Source organism: Pyrobaculum islandicum DSM 4184 (assembly GCF_000015205.1).
Lineage (GTDB): Archaea > Thermoproteota > Thermoprotei > Thermoproteales > Thermoproteaceae > Pyrobaculum > Pyrobaculum islandicum.
Genome location: NC_008701.1, coordinates 1,378,869 through 1,403,391, shown reverse-complemented (window position 1 = coordinate 1,403,391; position 24,523 = coordinate 1,378,869). Strand labels below are relative to the sequence as shown.

Below are 24,523 nucleotides of genomic sequence, written 5' to 3'. Positions count from 1 at the left end.
GGAGTTTTTCTTGGTGTGTAATTAGAGTTTCTTGTTTTTGTGTCAGTGTTTTTGCTGTGTTTTTTGGGTTGTTTTGTCTGTGTTGTGTCTGTTTTTCCTTGTCGTTGTTTTGTGTTTTTTGTGTATTATTGGTTTTTGGGTTTTTGTGGGTTGTGTGTTGTGTTGTTGTGGGATGTGTTTTTTGTGGTTTTTTATTTGTCTGGGGGTGTTTTTGTGTTTGTAGAGCGTGTTAGCTCGTGCCAGCTAACACCGCGGGAATCCCCGGCGTGTGTTGAAATGCGACGTTAACAGAGAATATTTCAACTGTCCTGTGGAGCGCTAATGCGGGAGAGTAGAAACATCGGCGTGAACCTGCCGTGTGTTAAAACCGTAACTACGGCGCCGCCGGAAGGCCCCTGGCCATCAACACTGGCAACTTTTGAGGTTAGTTCATATGTAGAGGCGATGTTGGTATTCAGCTCTCAGTTGGTTGCTAATCAGCCTCTACGTAGACGTCCAGAACACGGCGCTGGCGAGTTTCAACGCTATAGGCACGGCGACTGTTATACAGCTGTGCCTCGCGCAGTAGCACCTAACAGTGCCTCTTTCAGAAAACGGCGAGTGGTTCGATAGAGTTGGAGAATACTATGTAGTAAAATAAAACTGCAGTGTAGTAAATTAAAACTGCAGGTATGTTGGCGATAGTTAAAGCTATATAGGCGTATCGCTTGGCTTTCTCCACACATTTGCTGGCGTATATCCAGCTGGCGATAGAAATTGCCGACTGCAGAAGCGCGAGAGACGGCGGAACGAGATATACCATGATGTAGGTGATGGAATCCTCTGGGGAGAGCGGCATGTAGAGCAGTATGCCAGTAGACATAAGTATAAGAACGAACTCGTAGTTTACCACTAGGGTGAGAACGCCAAAGAGGAGGTGCCCCCTGACCAAGCCGCCTCGTCCACCGCAGATCCGCCACGCAAACAACACATTGTCCAAAGCAATAAGGGAAAAAAATAAAACTAATAAAAAAAGCAGGATCATCTCTCCTCAGTTCTAAACGGCATGGCGAAGATGTATGTCCCCTCCAGTGTCTCGAACTTCGGGACGGCGCCGTCGCCCGGCTCTGTGGGGCTTTGGAAAAAGGCGTAGTGAAGCCCGGCGTGGTCTGGCCTGACGTAGTGCATGGGCTCGCCGGCGGCTCTCGCCTCCCTCAGCCTGCTAGGCGTGTACCAGGCCGGTTGCTGGGGCTCGCCGAGCCTCTTCGCAATGGAGCTGGCACAGCTCTCAGTCACCAACATTGTGAGGATGTTCCTCTCGTCGTACGTCAAAAACTCCATGTCAGCTACCCGTGTCGGTGTTTTAAATAGTTTCCAGGGCGGCTGGGGGCATCACCGCGGAATAGAATATTGACCAGGTGATTTAGCGTATGGCGCTTGCCTCTCGGCGGTGTGTCTAGCCTCTTCTATGTTGGTATCGTCAGGGCTTAGTCCAATGCCAGGTGAGTGTGGTTCGTCAGAGGCGGTATAAAGCGGTAGTAGATGCGGACGCAGTTGGCGCGTATGCGGCTCACAGTTTTGCCCCTGTGGATCTCTACGCGGCTCTCCTCCACGGCTTCGCATACCCCCGCCTGGGGGCTAGAGAAAAACACAGGCAAACGCCGATCTTGCCGCCAGACGGCTGTAGGACAGACGTAGCCTGCCGCACATCTCGGCCGACTACGCGGGCTATGGCGGCCCCTCCACCACGAAGCCGCCGGTTAGACGACTTCGTCCGCGTGAGCGCGCAGGCGTTACAGCGACGCGGATGCGTTGTAGCTGCCAAGCGCAGACGGCGGCTCGAGGGCGCAGACCAAAGTCTGGGGTTGGAAGCGCGGTGAGGGTAGACCAAAAAGGTTATAAATAGGTATGCCTCTTAAGCCGTGGCCGTCGTGAGTTTCGAAGTTGGGCGCGAGTTGAAAGAGAAGATGGAGAAGTATAAAGACAAGGTGAATTGGGGAGAGGAGTTGAGAAAATTTGTAGAGGAGAAGATTAGAGAGCTAGAAGCCGAGGAGAATATGGAGAAAGTTGTCAAGGAGTTGGAGAGCCTCGACGTAGAAGTCCCAGCGGGGTTTTCCCAGACCTCCATCAGGGAGGATCGTGATCGCGATTGACGCCTCCGTCCTCGCGGCGTTTTTACTAAAAGAGCCAAGCTGGGAAAAACTAGCCGCGTACATACGGCAATCTGTCTCGATAGATTTGGCCGCGAAAGAGGCGGCCAACACAATATGGAAAGCCTATAGAAGGGGACTAATCTCTAGAGAGACGGCTTATAAGCTATTTCAAATCTTGTTGAGCCTGCTAGAGAAGAACATTAAGCTAGAGCCGGAGTTGGCGTATCTCGGCTACGCCTTCGATATCGCCTTGACGCACGGCATCGCTATATACGATGCGCTCTACATATCCCTCGCCATGCGGAAGGGCGTGCCGCTCCTCACGTTAGACAAAACACAAGCAGAAATCGCCTCAAAAATCGGCGTAAAGGTAGTCACCCCCTTTGAGAACCGTAGTTGAAGGGGTTCAGAGAGGCCGCTGGAAAACGCCAGACGAGGCTAGCCAATTCGCGTCGGAGACATATGGAGCACGCCCTCCTCGCCGCCTCCAAGCCTGCCCCCGACGCAGTGGGGGTCACGTACGCCGCCAAGAGGTCCGGCGGGCCGGCGAATTCACACAACCACCGGCTCGGTGCGGACACACAGGCGAGCTCGGCAGGGACCTATGTGGCGTCCGGCTTACTCTGAGGAAACATAGTGGATGAGCTAGGGGCGGATTAATCAAGAGTGGGGCGTCGGGGCTGAATCTGTCTGTGCGCGTCCTCACTGTCTCGCGAGTCTTCGCTGTGCGGCGCGCCAAGCCTCGCCGACGTCCAGAAGCTCTACGTGCCTCCGCGCCAAGTCCTCTCTTGCCCTCTCCTCGTTGTACACAGGGATTCCCTCTAGGATAGATAGGAGGATGCCGGGGGGCGCCGCGTCTACGTCCACCACGTCCACTTGTCCGTAGTCGAGGTCCAGTGCTTCAGCCACGTCGGCCACGAAGCCCGTAAGATCCCACAGACCTATCGACCTCGCGAACTTGACGGCTAGGTCCAGATCGCGGCCGCACCCCCTCTTGGCGACGGAGCCGAAGACGACGGCGTACACCACGCCGTGCCTCTCGAACACCTCTCTCAGCCTCTTGACGTCGTCTATACAGGTATCGCCGGCAACTTCGCCTCAAGGACCTTCACTATCTGCGGCATCGTGGAGACGATCTCGTGGAAGGCCTCCAGCTCGCTAGCCTCGTCCAGCTGGTGGTATCCGTGCACGATTATGTTCCTAAAAGAGGCGAGGCGCCTCAGGAACTCCCCATAGCCCCCGATCCTCCGGGCCAAGAACGCCGCCAGATCCCTATAGGTAGCCGGCTTCTCGCCCCCTTCAGCCGCCGCCCACATAGCCGCCAGGTCAAGAACAGACTGGGCCACGAGCTCCGCGAGTCGCTCGAGGGCAAACAAGTCCCCGCCTCCTCCAACCTCTCCCTCAGCAGATCCAGATACCTCTTCACCCTATCAAGCTGTTCCAACAGACGCATATGGAAGCTCCTCTCCCGGTTTAAATAGAAGCCTAGGCGAGGCGGGAGGACATCTGCGCCTCCCACTTCTCTACGGGAAGCACTGCGCAACACCCAAGCTATCCGGGCACGGATCGCCAAGTCGACCTGGGCAAAACCGGCATTTGTTTGGGGCCTTCAGAGGGCTGTTTTTCTCTGTGGCTGGCTTTTTCGGCGCTTCTTGAGGAGAAGGGCTGTGGCTAGTACCGCGGAGGCGGCTGGTAGTGGTAGTTCAGCCGCGCCGCCGCCGTCAAGCGCCGCGGTTGTGTACCTCACGGCTTTCTGTCCCGCTACGTAGATGCGGCCCCCCTCTACGGCTGGGCTGTATACCGCGTCTAGCGGCGCCTCGAGCGTGTAGAGGAGTCTCAGGTTTTGTCGGATTTCTATATGTCTCTGAGTTTGTTTACGTGGGAGAGTTGGACCAGCGCTGTTTTCCGACGTGTATTAACGGCAGGTTGGTTTATAAGGTGGGAAATGTTGGTTTATGTGGAGATCTTGGTGGGGAGGTGCTATAGGGTGTCGCTGGATAGGCTTAAGGCGTTTCCGTGGGGGCGTTACGTCAAGTTTGCCTTTTTGTTTGGATCGGCGGCGTCTGGGGGGCCGGCGGGGGATTTGGACATAGCCATCCCGAGGCTTGACCTGGAGAGGTATTCGGAGTTGCTGGGGGACCTGGCGGTTTGGCTCGACGTCAATGAGGACTTCCTCGACCTTGTGGAGATTTGGGAGGAGACGCCCTGTCCCATTGTGCTTGAGGCGCTCCGGGGAGTCCCCCTCTACGTGGAGGATTGGGATCTGGTGTTTAGGTTTTTCAACGTCTGCCAGGACTGGGAAATCGACGCGAGGAAGCTCCAGATCCACGAGATTCTGTTGGGGAGATGGCGCGGCTGAGGACGCTTGCTGAGTATATCGCCAAGTTGGCGGAGTATCTAGACCAGGAGGTCTCCAGAGGATTTGACCTTAGCGACTTTTCCCAACTTCTTAAGTTTCTACATGTTCTGCAGATGCAGTCAAAGGCTCTTATCGACATGGCGCAGAGGGCTGCGGCTCTCCTTGGGGAGCCCACCAATAGCTACGTGTTGGCTGGCGTAGTGTTGGCGCGGCGGGGTGTATTTTCGCAGGAAGATCTTAAGTTCTATAGAGCTGTAGTTGGGTTTAGGAACGTGGTGGTGCATGGCTATCTGGAGGTGGACGTAGGCCGCGTCGCCGGGATTTTGGCCAGGAGGGAGTATAGGAGACTTGTGGATCTCGCTATGAAGATTTTGGGGGCTGTGGGCGATCCGTAGTGCGTTTCAGATGCTGCCTCTCGACGTAGGCCTTGGCGAGGGGGTAGAGGTGTCTTGCGAATGTGGCTACGATTTTGTAGGCTAGGCCGGGGACGACGTCGCCGTTGTACCTGGGATTGTCTATGGCCTTTGCCACCTCTCTGGCGACGGCGCGGGCAACATACAACTTGTCATAGGCCGGCTCCTCGCCCCTCCGCCTTTCTATGCCTAGGAGTGCCAACTTCAATTTAGCGCCCTCCTGTAGTCTCTCCCTTATCCAAGTGACGTTGCTCTTTTTCAGCTTGACGGCGAAAGGCGGTATGCCGGTCTTCCGCACTCTGACGACACCGCTCTTTAAGTCGACGAAGACGGCTCTGCTCATGTCTCTCTCGTTTTCAACCCTAAGTTGGGTGCTCAACGGAATTGCCTGTTGGAACACTGTATCGTGCCAGAGGAACTTGGCATATCTCACAAGAGCTCTCCCAAGACCGTACTTGGGGAACACCTCCTCGATAATCCTGTGTGGCAACTCCCGCCTGTCCGGTGCGAGGAGACGGTCAAGCTCCTCCGGCGCGAGTCTGGACTCCTCCTGTCCTGTGACTTCCTTCAATAACGTTTTAACGTACTCCTCAACGGCCAAGTGCATCCTCGTGACGAGATCAAGGACGTCGGGGCGTTCCTCGACCAACCGCCATGGGATTCTGATCTTCAACGTCCTGTATGCTTGGTTCATGTGTATGCCTGGCGTGGGGGAGAAAAAATTTTGAAACATTCTTTCAGCTCTCCCGACTCACCTGCCTGACAGCAACGACGTCAGGCAGGTGAGCCAAGGGAGTTGAAAGTGGTGTGTGGTTGCATTGTTTAGAGGTGTGGATGGGTTAAAAACGAGTTTACGGCGGTTTTCACCATAAGCGCCGCCAACATTGCAATTATCGGCACTGGTATGAACAACGCGAGGGGTGGCAACGGCGGCGTATGACGCCGGCGGGTATCAATACATTGCTTATGGCAACAGTTGTTCTTGTGGCGGCGAAGATTAGCAACATGGCCGGCACGCGTCTCTCAACGACGACGCGTGGGTTTGTCTTGTAAAACTTTTGGCCTGCCCCCATGCGCCTTCCATAACCAACAGATATTTCAGCCCATCCACATACAAGGCCATGTACGCATACAGAACGCTGAGGGTGGAGATACCTTGGCGCCTCGTCGAAGAACGGCCAGACGTCCTAGACCTAGTGACGCGTATGCACCTAGCGGTGGAGGAGTACGTCAGAAGGCTACTGAAGGAATTGACGGGACAGGAGGAGCCCAAGCTGACGCCAGAGGATCTGGACAGACTCCTCACGCCAGACAGACAGGAGTTGGCTGTCAAGATAATAGATGAGGTATTCCCCAAGTACAGCCTCAAGAAGTACTTCGTGGATAAAGCCAGGGTGTTTTGGCGCGACGTGGCGTTCCACCGGGCGGTTCCGCTTGACGCCCAGCTTAGAGTTGAAAGCGAAAAAGACGTGAGCAGAGCCGTCTTCGTCGACTTAAAGAGCGGTGTCGTCAGAGTGCGGAAGACCGGCATACCGCCTTTCGCCGTCAAGCTGAAAAAGAGCAACGTCACTTGGATTAAAAAGCGGTTGGAAGAGGGCGCCAGACTCAAGTTGGCATTCGTCGGCATTGACGTGAGGAGGGGCAAGGATCCCACTTACGGCGGCCTGTATATCGCCCTGGTGTTCGCTAGGGAGGTGACGCCGGTGGAGCCCAGGGCTATTGTCGTTGTCGACGTTAACCGTCTTGACCACGGCGTCGTGGTGGGGCTCGTTGTAGACGGCAAGATTGTCAGGCGGATGAGGCTTCCCGACGAGTGCGCGGTCAAAAAGTTGAGGAGACTCCACGAGAGGATAAGCGACCTTGAAAGGCGGGCCGCCAAAGAGGCGGATCCCGCTAGAAGGGGTCAGCTTGAGGACAAAGTTAATCGTCTCAAGTCCAAACGGTATAGGAAGATCCGCGACATCGCGACGCGAGTCGCAAAGGAGATAATCGAGCTCGCCAGACAGAACAACGCCACCGTCGTAGTTGACGCAATGGAAGAGAAGACGTATTCGGCGAGAAAGCAGAGCGGCGAAAGCGGCGACAGGAAACATCTCTACGATGGATTAGGCCAACTGAGGAGGAGGTTGAAAGACCTCGCCCAGTGGTACGGATTGCCGTATATGGAGGTGCGGCTGTATTCAACCATCTGCCCCCGTTGCGGAGCAAAAATGGTTAAGGATAAGAAACGCATAATGCGCTGTCCCTCTTGCGGATTCAGCGATACACGCGACAACATCCCGTTGTTGTGGGCCAAGAGGAGGTACTGGGAAATCCTCCAGAAACAACCCGCTTTTTCGGCAATCACACTTTTAACCTCGTAAGTTTCATGTGTTTATGAACCACATCCCCCGGCCCTGGGGGCACGGCCGATCAGCCGTGCCCGTACGCCCGGGCACGGCCGTGCCCCTCTCGCCTCCGCCCCGCCCGCCGAGGGCGTCTGGCGGAGACGGGCCCCGAGCCCCCGGGAGAGGGCCGGGCGCCGCTCTTTGAAAGGGGGCGTGGGGGTCGAGTGCTGGGCCTTTTGGGGTGTTTACCTTGGTTGCGCTGGGGGTGGTCTTTAGCCTTTTGTGGAATTCTGTCTGGACGTAGCCTGGGTATACGCCTATGACCCTAATCCCGTGGGGCTTCAGCTCTATTCTGAGGGCGTCTGTGAAGTTGGCTATGGCTGCTTTTGTCGATGTGTATATGCCGAGCCATGGGATTGGGATGTATGCAGCTAAGCTCGACACGTTTACCACACACCCTCCCCTGACTAGCCTGGGGAGTAGCTTCTTGGTGAGTAACACTGGGGCTATTAGGTTGAGGGCGATTGTGGAGACTATGTCTCTGTCGTCTAGCTCGTGGAGGGGGCCGTATACCCCCGCCCCCGCGTTGTTCACTAGGGCGTAGAGCTCTTGTCTTACGTCGCGCGCCAGGGCGTCTATCTCCTCCAGCTGGGAGAGGTCTTTTACGTAATACACGGCCTGTACCCCGTATCTCGCCGTGAGGCCGCGGGCGAGGCTCTCTAGGGCGTCTGCCCTCCTAGCCACTAGTATGAGGTTGTATCTCCTCGCGGCGAGCTCCTCGGCGAGTGCTCTGCCTATGCCAGAGGAGGCGCCTGTAATTAGCGCTGTTTTTGTCATATGGGCTGGGGGCGTGGGGGTATATAGAACTATCGGCCCGCCGGGATTTGAACCCGGGACCGCCCGTTATAGGCCTGGGGGGTTTTCTGTGGCTGTCCCCCCAGGGGCTGTCTACAGCCGGGCGCTCTCGACCGCTGAGCTACGGGCCGTCATTTCTTTTCAATGCTTGGGTTTATATGTTTTTCTCTTCAATATTTTTGTTTCTATGTTTTTCGTAGGCTTATGAGGGCTGTGGCTCTGGCTGTCTTGGCGGCGGTGTTGGCCCTCTTGGCGGTGGGGGTTTTGTTTTTCCCGCCGAAGTGTCTGGCGGCGTCTGGCGGTGGCGGCGGGGTGGCGCTGGGGGTTAGGGGTTCTCTAGTGGGGGGCGGCTCGTCTTTTATAGCTCCACAGATGTTTGTCTGGTCTAGGGAGTTCTATAGGCTAAGCGGCGGGGCGGCGGTGGTTAACTACCAGTCTGTGGGGTCTGGGGCTGGGGTTGCGCAACTTTTGGAGAGGAGGCTTGACTTCGCCGCCTCCGACGTGCCTCTGCCGCGGGATAGGTACGCCGCCGTCGGCGGGCGGGTTTTCCAGTTCCCCGTGGCTGTGGGCTCTATCGTGGTTGTCTACAACGTCCCCGAGGTGGCGTATGGGGTGACGGGGAGGTATCTAAACCTGACGGCGGAGGTGCTGGCGTTGATCTACATGGGGGTTGTTAGACAGTGGTGCGACGTTAGGATTAGGGAGCTTAACCCGGGGCTTGCGGATAGGCTGCCGTGTAGAGACATCGTGGCGGTGCACAGGAGCGACGGGTCTGGGACAACTGCGGCGTTTACCCTCTTCCTCTCCAGGGCCTACCCGCCGTGGAATAACACGGTGGGGTGGGGGCTCGTGGTTAGGTGGCCTGTGGACGCAGTGGGGAGGGGGGTGGGGGCGAAGGGGAACGAGGGGGTTGCCCAAGCCGTCTTGCAGAACGCCTACTCTATCGGCTATGTGGAGTACGCCTACTGGGTGAAGAACCGGGGGAAGTTCGACGAAGTGGGGGGCGTGGCGTATGTGCGGAATGACAACGACGGGAGGTTCTACTTCCCCACGGCCGAGTCTGTGTCGGAGGCGGTGTCGGCCGGCCTTGAGAGGTATTTGGCGAAATACGGCGCGCCTCCTGGCCCTGGCGACGACTGGAACCCCGTGTCTATGGAGTTTTCTAACCCGCCGCGGGGCTATCCCATTGTGTCTTTTACATATATAATCCTCTGGCGGGACTATGTAGCGGAGGGATACGGCAACGCTGGTGTTAAAGCCAAGATCCTTAGGGAGTTCTTTAGGTGGGTTCTTACTGAGGGTCAGAGGAGGCTTGTGGATGGCTACATCGCCCTCCCCCGAGAGGTAGCTGAGGTGGGTCTTAGAGCTGTGGAGGTGGTGAAGCCGTAGGTCGGCTATCTGTCAGAGAGCCGTTGTTTGATAACCGTCAGATGCGCGGGGGAAAACCATAAAAATTGTAGGTATTGTAGCCTATGCTAGGGTTTATCCTCGCGGTTCTCGTCCTGCCCTATCTAGCGGCGGCTCTTGCCCTTCTGTTTATCAAGATGAGGTGGGGGCTTAGGATGTTTGGCATTTCTGCGCTAGTCGCCGTGGCCCTCCTCATCGCCATGTTTCTCGTCTACGCATATCCCATCTTAGAGCGGGAGGGCCTCGCCGTGTTTACTTCAACAGTTTGGGACCCTGCGCGGGAGGAATACGGCGTGTTGCCCGCCTTGGTGGGAACTCTCATTACGTCGGCTATAGCCATCTCGCTTGCCTTCCCCATGGCGGTTGGGGTGGCCGTGACAATTAACGAGGTTCTGCCGCCTAGGCTGAGGCCCCTCTTCGCCTCTCTTGTAGATCTCACGGCGACTATGCCCACCGTTCTCTACGGCCTCTGGGGGATCTTCGCCCTGGGGCCTCTCCTCCAGTCGGCTGTAAACGCCGTCTTTGGGCCCGGCGCTATGCCGTCGCAGTATTCTCTCCTCACTGCGGGGATCCTCCTGGCCGTCATGGTGACGCCCTACGCCGCGGCTGTGATTAGGGAGGGCTACGCCGCGGTGCCTAAGGCCGTGGAGGAGGCCGTCTACGCCCTGGGAGCCACCAGGCTGGAGACAGTTCTCGTCAAGCTTAGGCACATACGGAACTACGTGGTGGGAGGCGTCTTCCTGGCGCTTGGACGAGCGATGGGCGAGACCGTGGCGGTGGCCATGGTGGTGGGGGGCAAGCTCGGCTCTCTCCCCGCCAGCCTTTTCGACGGGGGGATTACCATCTCTTCGCTAATCGCCCTCCAGTTCCCCAACGCCGCCGCCTATAAGTATATGACGGCGGCGCTCTTCGCCGGGGCGCTCGCGCTGGCGGTGTTAGGCATAGCGATAAACGCCGCTGCCCTATACCTCATCAGGAGGTGGCAATGAGGCTGAGGAGGGCTCTGGACAAACTGGGGATGGCCCTCTTCGTGGCCCTAGCCGCGCTGGCGGTGGCCCCCCTCTTCTGGCTTATCGCAGACGTCTACATTAAGGGCGCCGCCGCCATCGCCAAACTGGGGGGCCTCTGGACCTTCCTCCTGTGCCCCCCGCCGACACCCTTCGACAAAGAGGGCGGGGTTGGGCCTATGCTCGTGGGCACGCTATATATGACGGCGCTTGGGGCTCTCGCCGGCTTTGCCGTGGGGTTTCCCCTAGGCGTATACATAGGCGAGATGGGGAGGGAGCGCCTAGCCCAAATTGCGAGAGCTGGCGTAAACATCCTGGTGGAGTTCCCCACAGTGGCCATCGGCCTCTTTGTCTACGCCGTTATGAGCCTGGCGGTAGACGACTTAAATAGATATATCCTTAGTAAATTGCCCGGGGGCTGGTTTTTGGGGCCGCTGGAGGGGTTCAATGCATACGCAGGCGCGGTTGCTTTAGCCATAGTCATGATTCCCTATGTGGCTCTCGCCACCGCGAGTGCCTACGCCTCAATAGAGCGGCCTCTGCGGGAGGCGGCATATGGAGTGGGCGGCCGGGAGTTCAACGCCGTGTTTATCGTGTTGAGAAAGGTGGTCTCCAGGGCTGTGCTTACGGCAGCTCTCATCGGCACGGCGAAGGTGGCGGGAGAGACAGCGCCGCTTCTCTTCACGGCTTTTGGAAACGCCTACTACAGCCCCTTCACCGGCCCCACCGGCGCTGTGTCGCTCTGGATTTGGTACGCCGCCCAAAGCCCCTACGAGGTGCAGATATTGTCTGCCTATGGGGCAGCCGCCGTGTTGCTCACCATAGTTCTCGTTATATTTATATTGGCGAGGGTCTTGAGGTGATACCATGTCGAAGATAGAGACGAGGGGGCTGAGGGTGTCTTTCGGTCAGACGCAAGTAATTGTGGGAGTCGACCTCTCCATACCAGACAAGAGCATCACGGCGCTTATGGGCCCGTCGGGGAGCGGCAAGTCGACTCTCCTGAGGGTGTTCAACAGGCTGATCGAGCTGTACCCCGAGGCGAAGGTGTCGGGGGAGGTGTATCTAGACGGGAGGGACATATTCAAGATGGATGTGGTGGAACTCAGGCGGAGAGTCCAGATGGTCTTCCAGATCCCCAACCCCATCCCCAATCTCTCTATCTTTGAAAACGTCGCCCTCGGCCTTAAGCTAAACCGGCTGGCGAAGAGCAAGAGGGAGCTCCAGGAGAGGGTTAGGTGGGCCCTTGAGAAAGCCCAGCTGTGGGACGAGGTGAGGGACAGGCTGGGCGCCCCCGCGGGCAAGCTGTCGGGCGGCCAGCAACAGAGACTCTGCATAGCGCGGGCGCTGGCGTTCCAGCCTGAGGTCCTCCTCGCCGACGAGCCAACCGCGAATCTAGACCCGGAGAACACGGCGAAGATAGAGGCGCTCTTTCTAGAGCTGAAGAAGGACATGGCCATCGTTATGGTGACTCACTTCCCGCAGCAGGCGGCGAGAATTAGCGACTACGTCGCCTTCTTGTACAAGGGGCAGATCGTGGAGTGGGGTGCTACAAGAGATATATTTACAAAGCCCAGACACCAGCTTACAGAAAAATATGTAACAGGCAGACTATATTGACGTTGTCATATCATAGACAGCGGGCGTATTAGTATCTTGGATATATTCGTCGGTTTTTGTGTTTAGAGATCTACAATTATATATAATTAATGATTATGTTTAAATAATGTTCTCATCTAAAGCCATATGGTAGGCTCTAAGGCCCTCTGGGCTATTGTTGTTGTCGCGGTAGTGGCTGTCCTAGGCGCTCTAGCTTGGATTTCTACCCAGCCTTCGGCGCCCCCCACTACTTCTCCAGCTAAACAATCTCCAACTACGTCTTCTCCCGTAACTTCTCCAACGCCATCGCCTACCACCTCTACGCCACCTCAAACAACTACCCAGCCCCCCTCTGTGGCTAAATGTCCCGACGAAATTGTCATAGGCACCGCGATGCCGATCTCAGGCAGATACGCCGCCGAGGGTCAGTACTCTCTTTGGGGCGCGCTGGCCGTCGTAAACTGGATCAACGACAGAGGCGGCGTTGACTGCGGCGGCAAGAAGGTAAAGGTGCGGCTTATATATAGAGATAGTGAGTCTAAGCTAGAGCTGGCCCAGAGCATAACCGAGTCTCTCGTGACGCAAGACAAGGTCAACTTCTTGCTCAGCCCATACGGCTCCGACCTAGCCCTTGGCGTTTCGCCAATTGCAGAGAAATACGGCGTGTTGATGGCGGTGGTCGGCGCCTCTTCAGACCGTATCTTCCAGCAGGGCTTTAAGTACGTCGTGGGCGTGGCCGCGCCGGCGAGTCAATATATGGTCCCCGTGTTGGACATGGTAGTGAAGCGGGACCCCACGGCGAAGAAGGTGGCCATCTTATACAGAGACAGCGAGTTTAACAGACAGGTGGCGGAGGGGGCGAAGGCCTATGCGGAGAAGCTAGGCCTCCAGGTGGTGGTCTACGAGGTATACCCTGCCTCTCCCAAGGATCTAACGCCACAAATTCTGAAGGTTAAGCAGGCGGCGCCAGACGTCATAATAGTTGCCTCTCACTTCGCCGACGGCCAGCTTGTGGTTAGGCAGTTGGCTGAGCAGAAGGTCGACGCCAAACTCATCGCTCTGTCTGTGGCGCCTCTGGTGCCGGACTTCTACAAGGCGCTGGAGACAAAGGCCGAGTGCGTCGTCGGCCCGTCGCACTGGGAGCCCGGCGTCACCTACAGCCCGCAGCTCGCCAAGCAGAGAGGCGAGGATTGGTTTGGCCCCACGAAGGAGGAGTTCATAACATATTTCAAGAAGGTGGCTAAGGAGATGGGCGGCAAGGAGGTGGAGCCGGGCTACCACGCCGCTTGGGCCGCCGAGGGGGTCTTGGCCATACTATACGGGGTGCAGAAGGCCGCCTCGGCGGATTCAGACAAGGTGCTCAACGCGTTGAGGAACTCCAGGTTTATGACCTTCTTCGGCGAGTTTAAGCTCGACCCGGCTACGAATTTAAACGTGGCACATACAATGGTCGTCATCCAGTGGCAGGGCGGCCAGAGGGTCGTCGTCTGGCCTGCCGACGTCGCCGAGGGGAAGCTGGTCTACCCCTCTCTGACGTGGGATCAGAAAGCCGCCGGCCAACTCTGTAGATAATGGATATAATCCCCTTTTTTATAACTGGTGTTATAATTGGGTCTATATATGGTCTTACTACTCTGGGACTTAGTCTTATCTTTGGCGTGTTGAGAGTGGCAAACGTCGCTCACGGCTCTTTTATTATGATTGGGGCGTACATGGCGTTCTTCGCCTTTACGCTCTGGAAGTGGCCTCCCCTCGCCACTGCGGTGTTGGCTATGGCGGTGGGCATGGCGCTTGGGTATCTAGTCTATCTCGTTGCAATTAAGCCGCTTAAGAAGGCGGGAGAGCTCCATATGTTAGTCGCCTTGTTTGCCCTTGGGATAGCCGTGGCAGAGGTGGCGAGGTTGCTCTGGGGGCCCGATTTCGTCGGCTACACGTGGCGTCTTGGCTCAATACCGCTGTTTGGGCTTGAGGTAGAGGTCAGCAAATTACTAGGCGCTATCTTGGCGTTGGCCATAGCGGTGGCCCTGGAGTTTCTATTTCGCAAGACTTTTTTTGGCAGAGCCGTCAGGGCGGTGGTGCAAGAGCCTTTGGGGGCGCAACTCGTCGGGGTAAAGGTCGAAAATGTATACGCCTTCAGCGCCGCCTTGGGGATAGGGATCACGACATTGGGCGGCGTCTTACTCACTCTCTTTATCCCAGTAGGCATAAATCCCTACATGGGCGGGCCCTACACCTTGATCGGCTTCGTAATTGCTGTAATGGGGGGCTTGGGCTCGATTATGGGCGCCTACGTGGCCGGGTTGATATTCGGCGTCATTGAGTCGGTGGGTTACTACCTCTTCTCCCTCGCCGGCTTCGCCGAGCCCTCGCAAATGGCCTTGTTCACAGCCTTCGTGGTATTGCTGTTGCTCCTCCTCTTTAGGCCCACCGGCCTCTTTAGGTTATGAAGCCCTACCTACCCCTCGGGATATACGCCCTGTTGGCTGCGGCGGCGCTTCTAAACCCAGAGTATGCTAAGACTATCGCCTCAGTGGCGTTTTTCATGGCGCTGGGGCAGGCGGTAAACGTCTTCGTGGGGCTGACGGGATATGTAGACTTCGGCTACGTGGCTTTTCTAGCCATGGGGGCCTACGGCCTAGGCGTCACGATCTACTATTGGCCGCAGCTGGGCCTCCTGGCGTTGCCGGTCGGCCTCGCCCTGGGGGTGGCGATGGCAGCTCTACTGGCGGCCGTCGTGGGGGCCATTGCGTTGAGGCTGAGGGGGGCCTACTTCGCCATAGCGACTATAGGCGTCAACGAGGGGGTTAAACACCTTATAATTGGGGCCAACATCTGGGGCGGCGGCGCCGGCTTGATCTTGGGCACGAAGATGTTCAGCGCCTTCGGCCGAGACCTAGCTCTAACGTTGGCCAACGTGGGGTCGCCCCTCCTCATAATAGCCACGGGGTTTTTAGCCGTCGTAGCTATGTACCTCATTCAGGCTGGGAAATCTGGATATGCCCTCGCGGCGATTAGACAAGACGAAGACGCCGCAAAGGCCATGGGCATAAACCCGACGAAGTACAAGCTCTTGGCGTTTACCACAAGCGCATCGCTGTCGGGTCTGCTAGGCGCCGCGTACTACCCCCTGGGTAATATGCAAGTATTTCCAGAGAATGTGTTCTTCATAGAATATATCCTAGACGGCCTTGCGGTGATGTTTTTAGGTGGAGCTGGCACAGTTACAGGGCCTATAGTGGGCGGCTTGATCTATTTCTACCTCAGGAGCATAATAGGCGTATATCTACCAGGCTATCAAGCCTTAGTCACTGCTCTCTTAGTCTTTCTGGTAGTTGTGGCTATGCCACGCGGTATTATAGGCACATTGAGAATATACATGCCGCCTAGATTGAGAGAGTGGTTGCCATGACGTTGTTAAAGTTAGAAAACGTAGTAAAGAGGTTCGGGGGGCTTCGGGCTGTAGACGGCGTCTCGCTGTCTTTAGAAAAGGGCGAGTTCCTCGCCGTGGTTGGGCCCAACGGGTCTGGGAAGACCACCCTCCTCAATTTAATCAACGGGGTCTACAAGCCAGACGGGGGCAGGATATATTTCGAAGGTAGAGACATAACAAATATGCCCCCCTATAAGAGGGCTAGGCTGGGCATCGCCAGGGCGTTTCAAGTGCCTAGGCCATTTCCAGAGCTGACAGTTCTTGACAACGTTGTCGTAGGCGCTATATTCAACGGGGGCTACGACAAGGCGAAGGCCAGGGAGGTGGCTGAAGAGGTTTTGAAGTATGTAGGTCTCTACGAGAAGAGGGATGTATTAGCCGGCAGGCTTACGTTTAACGAGCTGAGGCTTTTAGAGCTAGCTAGGGCGCTTGCCGCCAACCCAAAGCTTTTACTTCTCGACGAAGTTATGGCCGGCTTAAACCCCGGCGAGATAGACGCCATGACGCACTTACTCAAGAGACTGGCGGAGGAGAGGGGGATAGCGGCTATATCACTAGTGGAGCACAGGATGCGGGCAGTTGCTAAACTTGCCCATAGAGTCGTCGTAATGCACCAGGGCAAGATAATAGCCGAAGGGCCGCCTGAAAAAGCCCTAAGCGATCCGAAGGTAGTTGAAATATATCTGGGGAGGCCATGGCGTTGACAGTTTCCCAACTGGCGTCTGGATACGGGAGGCTACAAGTGTTGTTTGGCATAAGTCTCGAGGTGCCCGAGAGGTCTATTGTCTCTCTCATAGGTCCCAACGGCGCTGGCAAAACTACAACTCTTTTGTCAATAATGGGGGTTGTAAAGCCTTGGGGCGGTAGTGTAGTTTTTAACGGCAGAGATATAACTAAGGCGCCGCCATACGAAAAGGTGGAGATGGGGCTGGCGCTTGTGCCTGAGGGGCGGCGCTTGTTTATAGAGATGACAGTAGAGGAGAATTTACTAATGGGGGCCTACACGAGGAGGGCTAGAGAGAAGATGTACGACACGTTGGAGTTTGTATATACGCTCTTCCCAAGGCTAAAAGAGCGTAGACGTCAAAAGGCGGGCACAATGAGCGGAGGCGAACAACAGATGTTGGCCCTCGCCCGCGCGTTGATGTCTAGACCGAAGGTCCTACTTATTGACGAGCCAAGCGCCGGACTTGCGCCAAAGGTCGTAAACGACTTATTCCAAACTATAAGACAGCTGAGGGAAGATATGGCCATATTGTTAGTTGAGCAAAACGTGGCGGCATCACTAGAGATAAGCGACTATGTATATGTGCTTGAAAATGGCAGAATAGTACTCCAGGGAGACCCCAGAGAAGTTGTAGAAAATGAACATATAAAAAAGGCCTACCTAGGAGTTTAAAAATATCTGGCTTATATATCTCATGCGGAGACTTCTAGATCTGGCAGAAGAGGAGATTTCTAAGAGACTTAGAGAAGGCGCTAAGCTTGCCGTAGAGGCTTTATCTACGGCGTTGTCAGGAGGTGTAAGTGCAGAAAAAATTAGAGAGGTCGCCTCTAGATTACACAACATACATGACGAAGTCTCCGACCTAGTTATGGAGACAGTCGCCCGTTACAACCCCGTGGCTATAGACTTACGTTTTTTAAAAAGCGCGCTTTTTATTTCCTACGACTTATATAGAATAGCGCGCTACGCCTACGACATAGCTATAGTAGTTGAAAAACTCGGCGGCGGATGTCAGTCTAAAAAAGTCCAAGAGGTGGGCAACGTGGTTATACATATGGTCACCACAGCGGTAGATATGTTCCTCAACCGCGACATTTCAAAACTAGAAGAGGTAGTGAAATTAGACGACGAGGTAGTAGATAAAAGCTACGAAGAGGCACTTATGGAGGTGCTAAAAGGCGCAGATAGGTGTAAAGTTATGGAGACGGTAATCCTCAGACTACTTGAAAGAGCGTCAGACCACGCCGTCTATATAACCAACCACGTGTATTATTTAATCACAGGGAAGGCCCGCCCCCACGCCCCTGGTAGAGGAGCACCGCAATGACAACAGGAAGGCAGTTATAAAAAAGCGGCTTAGCCCCCCTTGTTTCGCCACCCCCAGCTCGGGACACGCACGCGGATTTGGCGACCGCCGTGTCCACGCTGCGGGCGGCAGTAGGGAAGGGATGTTGCCGCGGTGGTAAACATCGAAAGGCGTGTACTCAAGGAGGGCCGCGTGCCGCCCGGCCCCATGCCCAATGACCCCACGCCCGAGGTATCTTGGATACCCATGAAGGCGTGGGCTAGGAGAAAGTCCCTAGCGTGATTAGTCAAGAACTGTCAATAATGATCGCCTAGGGACAAACGGCACGCTCAGCCACGGCTTGAGACTCACGGGCTGGCGACACGCCATTAAGCACTCCAACAAGGGCCGGCGCCATCTGAACGCCCAGTTTTGAACTTCAGAGAACTTCTGCATGGCCGGTTATAGAATCGTTGCAATATAGTATTCGTAGCTGTGCGCCACTTGGCTTGTATCTAAACCGCTCTCTACGCACGAGCGTAGCGACCTTCTGGAATACCTCCATCGGGATCGCTATTACGCAGTTCTTGACAACCTCCACCCCCCTCCTACTAGGCGAGTTAAACTTGTTTACCACCTCCTCGGCCCACTTGAGACATCTCTGGCACTTCTGCCTAAGCGTATCGGGGTTCAGCGCATCATCGGCTTTATACTTACCAAGATCCTGCGCGTCATCTGCTTTACTCTCACCGACAGCTATTCTTTTGAGCTCAACTGAGTAAATCTCCACATAGTTGTCTCTTCTAAGGACAACGATGCAGTCGCAACGCGGCCCCTCAGCTACTGCCTCCTCGCCGTCGGCAAACAGAATCGTGAAGCCCCTATCCGACAACGCCACAAAGCATTCGTTTTCCCCACAGATACAACAGCGCCTCCCCACGTTGGGCGTCTGAAGACATTCAGGCCGCAGACCCGGCATATTTGTTCACTCCCGGCGGCTCGCAAGGCGGAAGGCCCAATCGGTGAGCTCGTCGATTACCCTGCTTATCCCAGGCACCTCCTTGCCGAGCACGTCCTCCGGCCTCACAGGCGCCACCTTGCCCTCTCTGGTGAATTCGTAAATCCTCAAGTCTACGGCGGCCTCTGCCACGGCCCCAGCCAACACGTCAACGCCCTCCTTCACATGGGGCAGAACCCTCGCCAGCAACTCCACAACCCACTGCCTGTCCGGCCTCTGCACCGCCAGCTGGCTCATGGTGATGGCCAGCAAGTCGCTGTGTGTGGTAGCCACGACCCTACACCCGCATAGAGCCGGCAGCGAGGCCAAGAAGAGCGCCATCGCTATCTGCGCCCCGGGGTGCAACTGGGCCTCGGGCTCCTCGACAAGCACCAGAGATCTACCGCCCGCGCTCAGCAGGGGGAAGAGAAGGCCGGAGACCTCGCCTACAAGAGCAGAAGAGAGTCGAAACTCGACAAGCGACCCCCGCCAGTCCCTATATAGCACGTTCCCGGCGGCGCCCGGCACCAACCTGCCCTCTAGCAAAGGCGTGGCGGCGTCGAGAACCCTCGCCCCCGCCTCGTCGAGCCCCTCCAACAGACGTCTCCGCCCCTCGCTCGCCCAGTAGACATAGCTCGCCAACACGCTTGGATAGAACCCCCCAACAAACCTACGCAGGTACACAGGCCTGGCATACGGCTCCCTAGAAGCGCTCTCCAGCGCCAAGACGAGCACACTTCTGCCAAAAGGAACAAAACGCAGCCCCTCAAAACCAAGGCGGCTTCTCAAAGCGTCGCGGACGCCCTCCACCACAGCACTAGAAAGATAGGTAGCCGACCAGTGCACAACCTCAGACACCAACTCCTCCACATACTTGTCCAACGCCTTGGACAAACCCCCATCGGTTTTCTCCACGTGGCCAGCGCCCCCCGGCGAGAAAGCCCGCGTATCTATGCGGAACTCAAGCCATACACTCGACCTCCCACCCACCCAAACATCAAAGTGAAGACTCACCGAGGACGAGAACAGCAGACGCTCCAACTCATCACCCCCACAACCCAACCTCCTAAGTACTTCACCTGCCTGCCCAAACCACCTCAACGGATACCGGCGCTCCGCCTCAACACTGCGCCTCAGCGCACCCACAACATCAAGCGGCTCGAGCGGCTCAAGCCGCACCGCGTCCACCCCCCTCACAGGCACAAGCTCGGCCATAAAGCCGTAAAACGCGTCCGCAGCCATCTTCCTCAAGACACCCACGTCCACCGCCCACTCCATCGGCGGACCTCTAACGACAACAGAGCCCCCGGCCTCAGCCACTTGAAGACCCACCTCGCCCATCCGCCCCAAAACGGTACGAGCTTCTTCACGTCCACCCGACCTCAAAGTCGCAACCAGCTCAACCACCCCAGAAACCAACCTGCGGACGCTTGCCGACATCTCCGCCCGGAACCCCCGCTTTAGATACTCCGCAATCCTAGTCGACAGCCTCCCCTCCACACGCCCAGCGGCGTATCTGTCAAGAGGCGACAACTTCGCATAGATAGCCCGCAGAGCGTAGCTCTTCCCCGTGTTGGGCGGGCCCATAAACAACGTGACATCCCCAAGCTCCACCTCCCCCTCCCTCACCGGGCCCAAATCCCTCATCAACACCCTCATAGCCACACCCAATCCCAATTGCTCTCCCGAACTAAAAAACACCACATAGGAGCTATAGCACTACAACACTATATATGTATTCTCCACTGCCATTTGCCGCCTAACGCTATGCCTGCGCCTTCATTGGCATCTGTGAAACCTCTGACGTGGGCCGGGCGGCACGCGGCCCTCCTCGAGTGCCCTCCTTTCGATGTTTCGCCACGTCTCTACCCCCTCCCACCCGCAATGCCGGCACAAGATGTGCCTCAGGCACATCGCCTCTCATTAGTTTCTTCTCGCACTGGAGAGGAGGAGCGTCTCGGATCCACCTTCACAACCGGAATGCCGCGTAACCTCCGGCCTCCGGAGCTTGCCGCCAGGCCATATGCCGATTCTCCTCACCTCCGGCCCCGCGCCTCAGCGCAGGAATGCTCTCTATACAGATGCCGTGTAGTCCCCGCCCTAAAGAACGAAGCCTTTATAATGGGCCTGGGCTCCGCTGTCCGTGAGCCGGCGAATCGCCCTCAGAAAACTGCAAAGATATTAATATGTGTAGCGTGGGGAAGTCTGATGTCAGCCCTGACCCTCCCGCGCAGCATCGCCGAGCGCGTCAGGGAGGAGGCTTGGGATGAGCGTTGAGGAGTACCTCGTCGACTTGCTCACCCAGGGCCTCGACCCCAGGTCCCGCGCTGAGGAGTACATCAACGCGGCGAGGAACCTCCTAGAGCAGGCCAGGGAGGAGCTGGAGAGAGGCGATGTGAGACAGGCCGCTGAGAAGCTGTGGGGCGCCGCCGCCCTAGCCGTGAAGGCCTACACGGCGTGGAGAGAGAGGGGAGGAGGCTCGCCAGCCACGGCGAGCTGTGGGAATACGGCACAGTCCTCCGCAGAGACCTCGGCAGATGTGCCACCGACGCGTGGAACGCCGGAAACGCCATGCACACGTGCCTCTACGAGGGCTGGTGCAGGAAGGAGCACGTGGAGGACGCCATGGAGGAGGTGGGGAAGCTGGTAAGAGAAGTAGAAACCAGAATCAAGACCGGCCAGACGCAGTAGCGCCAGGCACCCCCGCCCCTCACCCGAAGGCAGACCCCAGCCACCGGCGGCGGCCGCCACAAACAACAAACCCAGCTACAGAAACGGCGGAGCCCCCCAGAGGCCCCCCTCAGCCACCGCAACCGCCGCCCAGACCCCCAACCGCCGAGATACAGAAGCCACCGAGACGACAAGGCCACCGCCCTACAGAACCCCAACACGCAACCACCCGGAGCTACCCAACGCCACCCCCCGAAGGCCCTACCCCCCAAGAACCCCCCTCACCTCAGCCAAAGCCCTCTCTAGCTCCCCCGTCCACTTCACCCTCGCCCTCACAGCCTCCACACGTCTGGCTAGCTCGCGCAACAGCGCCACAACGTCTCTCGCCGCCTCCTCCCTAGACGTGTATTTTGAGAGGGCGGCGTCCGGGTCCGGCCCGTGGTACTGGTAGTCGTGGAGATCGAGGGCTACAGCCGTATAAGGCAAAACGCCAGCGTGCCCCACCTCTTCAAGCATCTGTGAGAGTCTTTTCATCTTGGTTGTGGGGAGGCGGGGGACGGCTGTGGACTCCAGCCAGCGCCTCTCCTCTTCGCTCTTGGCGGCGGCCTTGAGCTTCTCGAGCTCTAGCCTCATGAGAGCCGCCATGTATGCCCTCCAAGCCTGGAAGGCCTTCCCCGCCGCATTCCTCACAAGACCGCGCCGTAGGAACTCCAGCGCAAGCCCAGTCTCCACAAGAGCCTCCAGAAGACGCGCCGTAATGTACCCCTCGCCGGTGGGCTTAGGCAGAGGCCTCTCTAAAAACTCGGTGGACACCACAAAAAGATACACAGTTTTTAAAAAACTTTAGAGCTCGGCCATCTACCTCATCCACGCACAAGTCGGGAACTGAAAGCCCCGCCCTAGGACGAGACTAGCCTATCTAAACCACCCACTTCTGACTAAGCCCGCCCCGCCTTCAACAACTCCACCAAGAGGCGCTGTATCTCCAGCAGAGTCTTCTGCACGTCGTCTATACGGGCGCTGAGTGCGTCAATCCGCTTGTTTGTCTCATCAATTCTCCTGCTTAGGCTGTCTGCCAGCGCGTCAATCCTCTGGCTTATCTGGTCTATCCTCTGCTCTAGCCGCGCGATCTCGCCTCTTATCCCCCCCAGCTCGTTTACTATGGCGCCGAGGTATAGGAGGAAGATGTCCTCCGTGGAGAGCTTTTTGCCCTCCCTAAGCTTCTCCACCACCCTATCCACAGCTATTCTAAGAGCCTCCTGCGCCACAGTATCCACAGCCCACACAAAAATATAAACATAACGCCGAGGTGGCCGGCGAAGAGGAGGAAGAGGCGGGAGGCCGCCTTTATAAGCCGCTGTAGGACCGGGCTAGCGCGGAAGCCGGAAGAGCCAAGCGCGAGGCCCAGGAAGGGGCGAGCGGCCGACGCGGGCGCCAGGAGACTGGCCCAGGAGCACGCATGTGGCACAGAGCCGACAACCTCGCCTGCACGATTTGTAGGCCCCGGGCGACGCCCTTGACGCCGTCTTCGCGGTAGTCAGCGACTGTAACGCCTCGCTCCCTTTGTCTCAAAGTCTCTAGCTGAGACGTGGCGTAGTACATAGACGTCGCCTTACGGCGGCGGGAGATAGTCGCTTTCCCGCGAGGCGGCCTCCTTCACCTCTTCGATGCGTCTAAAAACCTCGGCTAGGGCCTCCGCAGGCGAACCTCTTGCAACCAAAGCCTCAAACAGCGCCCTTTTGAAAGCCACGGGGAGATCCTCCAGGTAGCCTCTGGCGTCTACCCTCGCCGATGGAAACTCGGCGAGAATCCTCTTGGCAACCTCCTCGTCGACTTCTAGCTCCAAGATTTTAAGCTCTCCGCCAAATAGAGATCTCAGCTTTTCTGCAAGCGGCAGGCCCTTAACAGCCTCATACCGCCTCTCGTCCAGTAGAAGCCCAATTTTATACCTCATACCACCTCCAGCTGCTCCTCCTTCAGCCTCAGATACCTCTCGTTTACAAACGGATAGCCGTAGACACGCCACCACTTGACTATCACGTCGTATACCTCAAGCCTCATCACCACCCTGGGCGGCCGCAGACCCTCTAGCACGACCCCCCTTAGGAGGCTCCCCGACAGCCGCTCCACCTCGTGGCCACAAAGCGGAAGCTCCCCCGGTCCCCCAAGGTAAGTATAGCCGCCGCAGGTAGGACAGTAGGCAAACTCCCCAAGCACCACCGGCCTAATCCTAAGCCCCTTATCTGTCAAATGGGGCGGCTCGTTTAAGCCGTAGCTCGGGAGGCCGTGCGTCCAGAGGTACTGGGTGGCGTAGGGGTCGTAGTAGTCCCCCACCGATGCGTGGTCGCGGCCAAACATGTGGTGGGTCGCCCCCATGTTCTGCCTAATAATGCCGTGGAGGATAGACTCAAGCGGGCCCCCATACCTCATATCCCAGAGAGTCATGGTCACCACGTGGCGGCTGGGGTGGAAGTAGCCGGCTTTGTTTAAAGCCTCGTGACCCTCCAAGATGGCCTCGTCTACATAATCGCCGGGTCTCTTAGCGCCAATAATGGCGTTAACCAACACGGCGTCGCCAGGCCTCCCACAGCCCGCGGAGAACAACGCCGCCTTCATCAACATCTCGTGGCCCACGTGGGGGACATTCCTCGTCTGGTGGGCAACCACGATCTTCCACCCCCTCTCCTCTATGTATTTGCGGGAGGCGGCGGGCGGCATCCAGAAGCGGGAGTAGGGCTCTCTAAACTTAGGCTGGCCCAGTAGCCAGACCTTCCCCGCGAGCGCCACTTGCCTTAGGGAGCGGTATATCAGCCAGCCGGGGTGCTTCTCGTCAAACCTCCTCTTCACCACCTCCCCGTTTTTCTCCGGCGTGCCGAAGACCGCGTCGGCCAGCTCCTTCCTATCGCCTAGCTTATACACCTCCTCCACCTGTAGAATGGCGAAAGGCCTGCCCTTCAACGTAAGCGCCACTGCATCCCCCTCTTTTATGCCGGCTTTTTTCAGATCCTCCTCATCTACGTCAAATATGAGGGGGAAGGGAAAGAGCCAGCCGCTGAGAAGTCTCCTCTCCCTAAGAACGCTATCCACCTCGTTCCTAGTCATAAAGCCCTCCACCGGGCTGAAGAAGCCCATAGCTATAGACACAACCTCGCGGTAGGGATTTCTAATAGGGGCGCCGTCAGGCCCCAAAGTCGGCTTAATCTCAAGCCCCGGCAGACCAGCCCCCCTCTCCGGCTCAACCACGTTATAGACAAGCCTCCCCCCATGTGGTTCAACCACAGCCCATCGACTAATTAACCTTTATTAATCTGACGC

The 24,523-nt window shown here is 57.0% G+C and carries 30 protein-coding genes, 1 tRNA gene and 1 pseudogene; 17 read left to right on the top strand and 15 right to left on the bottom strand.

Going from position 1 to position 24,523, the window contains the following annotated elements; genetic code table 11:
* Positions 1-586 precede the first annotated feature (586 nt).
* On the bottom strand, positions 587-970 hold the full coding sequence (locus tag PISL_RS07900; RefSeq protein ID WP_245218364.1) for a hypothetical protein: 384 nt from the start codon (positions 968-970) through the stop codon (positions 587-589).
* Between the two features lie 50 nt (positions 971-1,020).
* Positions 1,021-1,320: a hypothetical protein gene (locus PISL_RS07895; protein ID WP_011763268.1), complete on the bottom strand. Its 300-nt coding sequence runs from the start codon at positions 1,318-1,320 to the stop codon at positions 1,021-1,023.
* A gap of 581 nt (positions 1,321-1,901) precedes the next feature.
* Here PISL_RS07895 and vapB point away from each other — a divergent pair.
* Both vapB and PISL_RS07885 read left to right on the top strand, forming a co-directional pair.
* Entirely contained in the window at positions 1,902-2,132 is a 231-nt protein-coding gene (vapB, locus tag PISL_RS07890) for a type II toxin-antitoxin system VapB family antitoxin (RefSeq protein ID WP_011763267.1), read from the top strand.
* The gene (locus PISL_RS07885; protein WP_011763266.1) at positions 2,119-2,532 is read left to right on the top strand and encodes a type II toxin-antitoxin system VapC family toxin; all 414 of its coding nucleotides are present in this window, start codon (positions 2,119-2,121) and stop codon (positions 2,530-2,532) included. The genes vapB and PISL_RS07885 overlap by 14 nt, the downstream gene beginning before the upstream one ends.
* Before the next feature lie 302 nt (positions 2,533-2,834).
* Here PISL_RS07885 and PISL_RS11370 read toward each other — a convergent pair whose 3' ends face one another.
* The 3 genes from PISL_RS11370 to PISL_RS11005 all read right to left on the bottom strand — a co-directional run bounded on the left by PISL_RS11370 (position 2,835) and on the right by PISL_RS11005 (position 3,879).
* Positions 2,835-3,179 (bottom strand): nucleotidyltransferase family protein, encoded by a 345-nt coding sequence (locus PISL_RS11370; protein WP_011763265.1) that lies wholly within the window; start codon positions 3,177-3,179, stop codon positions 2,835-2,837.
* A 23-nt stretch (positions 3,180-3,202) separates the two neighbouring features.
* Positions 3,203-3,508, bottom strand: a complete 306-nt coding sequence (locus PISL_RS11365) for a DUF86 domain-containing protein (protein WP_011763264.1) — start codon at positions 3,506-3,508, stop codon at positions 3,203-3,205.
* Between the two features lie 233 nt (positions 3,509-3,741).
* On the bottom strand, positions 3,742-3,879 hold the full coding sequence (locus tag PISL_RS11005; RefSeq protein ID WP_167827669.1) for a hypothetical protein: 138 nt from the start codon (positions 3,877-3,879) through the stop codon (positions 3,742-3,744).
* A gap of 111 nt (positions 3,880-3,990) precedes the next feature.
* Here PISL_RS11005 and PISL_RS07875 point away from each other — a divergent pair, with 111 nt between their 5' ends.
* Both PISL_RS07875 and PISL_RS07870 read left to right on the top strand, forming a co-directional pair.
* On the top strand, positions 3,991-4,491 hold the full coding sequence (locus tag PISL_RS07875; RefSeq protein WP_245218362.1) for a nucleotidyltransferase domain-containing protein: 501 nt from the start codon (positions 3,991-3,993) through the stop codon (positions 4,489-4,491).
* Positions 4,479-4,886, top strand: coding sequence for a DUF86 domain-containing protein (locus tag PISL_RS07870; RefSeq protein WP_011763262.1), 408 nt, complete (start codon positions 4,479-4,481; stop codon positions 4,884-4,886). Before PISL_RS07875 ends, PISL_RS07870 begins: the two co-directional genes overlap by 13 nt.
* On the opposite strand, the gene PISL_RS07865 is transcribed toward PISL_RS07870, so the two are convergent.
* Positions 4,852-5,598 (bottom strand): hypothetical protein, encoded by a 747-nt coding sequence (locus PISL_RS07865; protein WP_245218361.1) that lies wholly within the window; start codon positions 5,596-5,598, stop codon positions 4,852-4,854. The two genes, PISL_RS07870 and PISL_RS07865, sit on opposite strands and share 35 nt — an antisense overlap.
* A gap of 196 nt (positions 5,599-5,794) precedes the next feature.
* Positions 5,795-5,977, bottom strand: coding sequence for a hypothetical protein (locus PISL_RS11000; RefSeq protein WP_167827668.1), 183 nt, complete (start codon positions 5,975-5,977; stop codon positions 5,795-5,797).
* 48 nt (positions 5,978-6,025) lie between these two features.
* Between PISL_RS11000 and PISL_RS07860 the strand changes: the two genes are divergently transcribed.
* Entirely contained in the window at positions 6,026-7,267 is a 1,242-nt protein-coding gene (locus PISL_RS07860; protein WP_011763260.1) for a zinc ribbon domain-containing protein, read from the top strand.
* Between the two features lie 3 nt (positions 7,268-7,270).
* On the opposite strand, the gene PISL_RS07855 is transcribed toward PISL_RS07860, so the two are convergent.
* Together PISL_RS07855 and PISL_RS10995 are read right to left on the bottom strand one after the other, a co-directional pair.
* Positions 7,271-8,068 (bottom strand): SDR family NAD(P)-dependent oxidoreductase, encoded by a 798-nt coding sequence (locus PISL_RS07855; protein WP_011763259.1) that lies wholly within the window; start codon positions 8,066-8,068, stop codon positions 7,271-7,273.
* Positions 8,069-8,100: 32 nt separating this feature from the next.
* Positions 8,101-8,217: transfer RNA gene (locus PISL_RS10995), tRNA-Tyr, on the bottom strand.
* Between the two features lie 73 nt (positions 8,218-8,290).
* On the opposite strand from PISL_RS10995, the gene pstS reads away from it, so the two are divergent.
* From pstS to PISL_RS11565, 11 genes are all read left to right on the top strand, one after another.
* The gene (pstS, locus tag PISL_RS07845) at positions 8,291-9,475 is read left to right on the top strand and encodes a phosphate ABC transporter substrate-binding protein PstS (protein ID WP_167827667.1); all 1,185 of its coding nucleotides are present in this window, start codon (positions 8,291-8,293) and stop codon (positions 9,473-9,475) included.
* An 83-nt stretch (positions 9,476-9,558) separates the two neighbouring features.
* On the top strand, positions 9,559-10,482 hold the full coding sequence (pstC, locus tag PISL_RS07840; protein ID WP_011763257.1) for a phosphate ABC transporter permease subunit PstC: 924 nt from the start codon (positions 9,559-9,561) through the stop codon (positions 10,480-10,482).
* Positions 10,479-11,363, top strand: a complete 885-nt coding sequence (locus tag PISL_RS07835) for a PstA family ABC transporter permease (protein ID WP_011763256.1) — start codon at positions 10,479-10,481, stop codon at positions 11,361-11,363. Before pstC ends, PISL_RS07835 begins: the two co-directional genes overlap by 4 nt.
* Positions 11,364-11,367: 4 nt before the next feature.
* Positions 11,368-12,120 carry an ATP-binding cassette domain-containing protein gene (locus PISL_RS07830; RefSeq protein ID WP_011763255.1) on the top strand — a complete coding sequence of 251 codons (753 nt, stop codon included), beginning with the start codon at positions 11,368-11,370 and terminating at the stop codon, positions 12,118-12,120.
* Positions 12,121-12,246: 126 nt separating this feature from the next.
* Complete coding sequence (locus PISL_RS07825; RefSeq protein ID WP_053240446.1) at positions 12,247-13,671, top strand: amino acid ABC transporter substrate-binding protein; 1,425 nt, start codon at positions 12,247-12,249, stop codon at positions 13,669-13,671.
* Positions 13,671-14,546, top strand: a complete 876-nt coding sequence (locus tag PISL_RS07820) for a branched-chain amino acid ABC transporter permease (RefSeq protein ID WP_011763253.1) — start codon at positions 13,671-13,673, stop codon at positions 14,544-14,546. Before PISL_RS07825 ends, PISL_RS07820 begins: the two co-directional genes overlap by 1 nt.
* Positions 14,543-15,508 carry a branched-chain amino acid ABC transporter permease gene (locus tag PISL_RS07815; protein WP_011763252.1) on the top strand — a complete coding sequence of 322 codons (966 nt, stop codon included), beginning with the start codon at positions 14,543-14,545 and terminating at the stop codon, positions 15,506-15,508. Before PISL_RS07820 ends, PISL_RS07815 begins: the two co-directional genes overlap by 4 nt.
* A complete protein-coding gene (locus PISL_RS07810; protein ID WP_011763251.1) occupies positions 15,505-16,233 on the top strand; it encodes an ABC transporter ATP-binding protein in 729 nt (242 codons plus the stop codon). Before PISL_RS07815 ends, PISL_RS07810 begins: the two co-directional genes overlap by 4 nt.
* Entirely contained in the window at positions 16,224-16,928 is a 705-nt protein-coding gene (locus PISL_RS07805) for an ABC transporter ATP-binding protein (protein WP_011763250.1), read from the top strand. Before PISL_RS07810 ends, PISL_RS07805 begins: the two co-directional genes overlap by 10 nt.
* 22 nt (positions 16,929-16,950) lie before the next feature.
* Positions 16,951-17,583, top strand: a complete 633-nt coding sequence (locus PISL_RS07800) for a phosphate signaling complex PhoU family protein (RefSeq protein WP_011763249.1) — start codon at positions 16,951-16,953, stop codon at positions 17,581-17,583.
* Positions 17,584-17,715: 132 nt separating this feature from the next.
* Positions 17,716-17,844, top strand: a complete 129-nt coding sequence (locus PISL_RS11565; protein WP_280531759.1) for a hypothetical protein — start codon at positions 17,716-17,718, stop codon at positions 17,842-17,844.
* A 136-nt stretch (positions 17,845-17,980) separates the two neighbouring features.
* Here PISL_RS11565 and PISL_RS07795 read toward each other — a convergent pair whose 3' ends face one another.
* A complete protein-coding gene (locus PISL_RS07795; protein ID WP_245218359.1) occupies positions 17,981-18,439 on the bottom strand; it encodes a hypothetical protein in 459 nt (152 codons plus the stop codon).
* An 87-nt stretch (positions 18,440-18,526) separates the two neighbouring features.
* On the bottom strand, positions 18,527-20,242 hold the full coding sequence (locus tag PISL_RS07790) for an AAA family ATPase (RefSeq protein ID WP_245218357.1): 1,716 nt from the start codon (positions 20,240-20,242) through the stop codon (positions 18,527-18,529).
* A 562-nt stretch (positions 20,243-20,804) separates the two neighbouring features.
* Between PISL_RS07790 and PISL_RS07785 the strand changes: the two are divergent.
* Positions 20,805-21,229 (top strand): annotated as a pseudogene (locus PISL_RS07785) (PaREP1 family protein).
* A 240-nt stretch (positions 21,230-21,469) separates the two neighbouring features.
* On the opposite strand, the gene PISL_RS07780 reads toward PISL_RS07785, so the two are convergent.
* From PISL_RS07780 to sat, 4 genes are all read right to left on the bottom strand, one after another.
* Positions 21,470-22,036 carry a PaREP1 family protein gene (locus PISL_RS07780; RefSeq protein WP_011763245.1) on the bottom strand — a complete coding sequence of 189 codons (567 nt, stop codon included), beginning with the start codon at positions 22,034-22,036 and terminating at the stop codon, positions 21,470-21,472.
* Positions 22,037-22,146: 110 nt separating this feature from the next.
* Positions 22,147-22,494, bottom strand: a complete 348-nt coding sequence (locus PISL_RS07775; protein WP_011763244.1) for a paREP15, coiled-coil protein — start codon at positions 22,492-22,494, stop codon at positions 22,147-22,149.
* Between the two features lie 326 nt (positions 22,495-22,820).
* Positions 22,821-23,162, bottom strand: a complete 342-nt coding sequence (locus PISL_RS07770) for a DUF6955 family protein (RefSeq protein WP_011763243.1) — start codon at positions 23,160-23,162, stop codon at positions 22,821-22,823.
* Positions 23,159-24,487 carry a sulfate adenylyltransferase gene (sat, locus tag PISL_RS07765; protein WP_011763242.1) on the bottom strand — a complete coding sequence of 443 codons (1,329 nt, stop codon included), beginning with the start codon at positions 24,485-24,487 and terminating at the stop codon, positions 23,159-23,161. The genes PISL_RS07770 and sat overlap by 4 nt, the downstream gene beginning before the upstream one ends.
* Positions 24,488-24,523 lie beyond the last annotated feature (36 nt).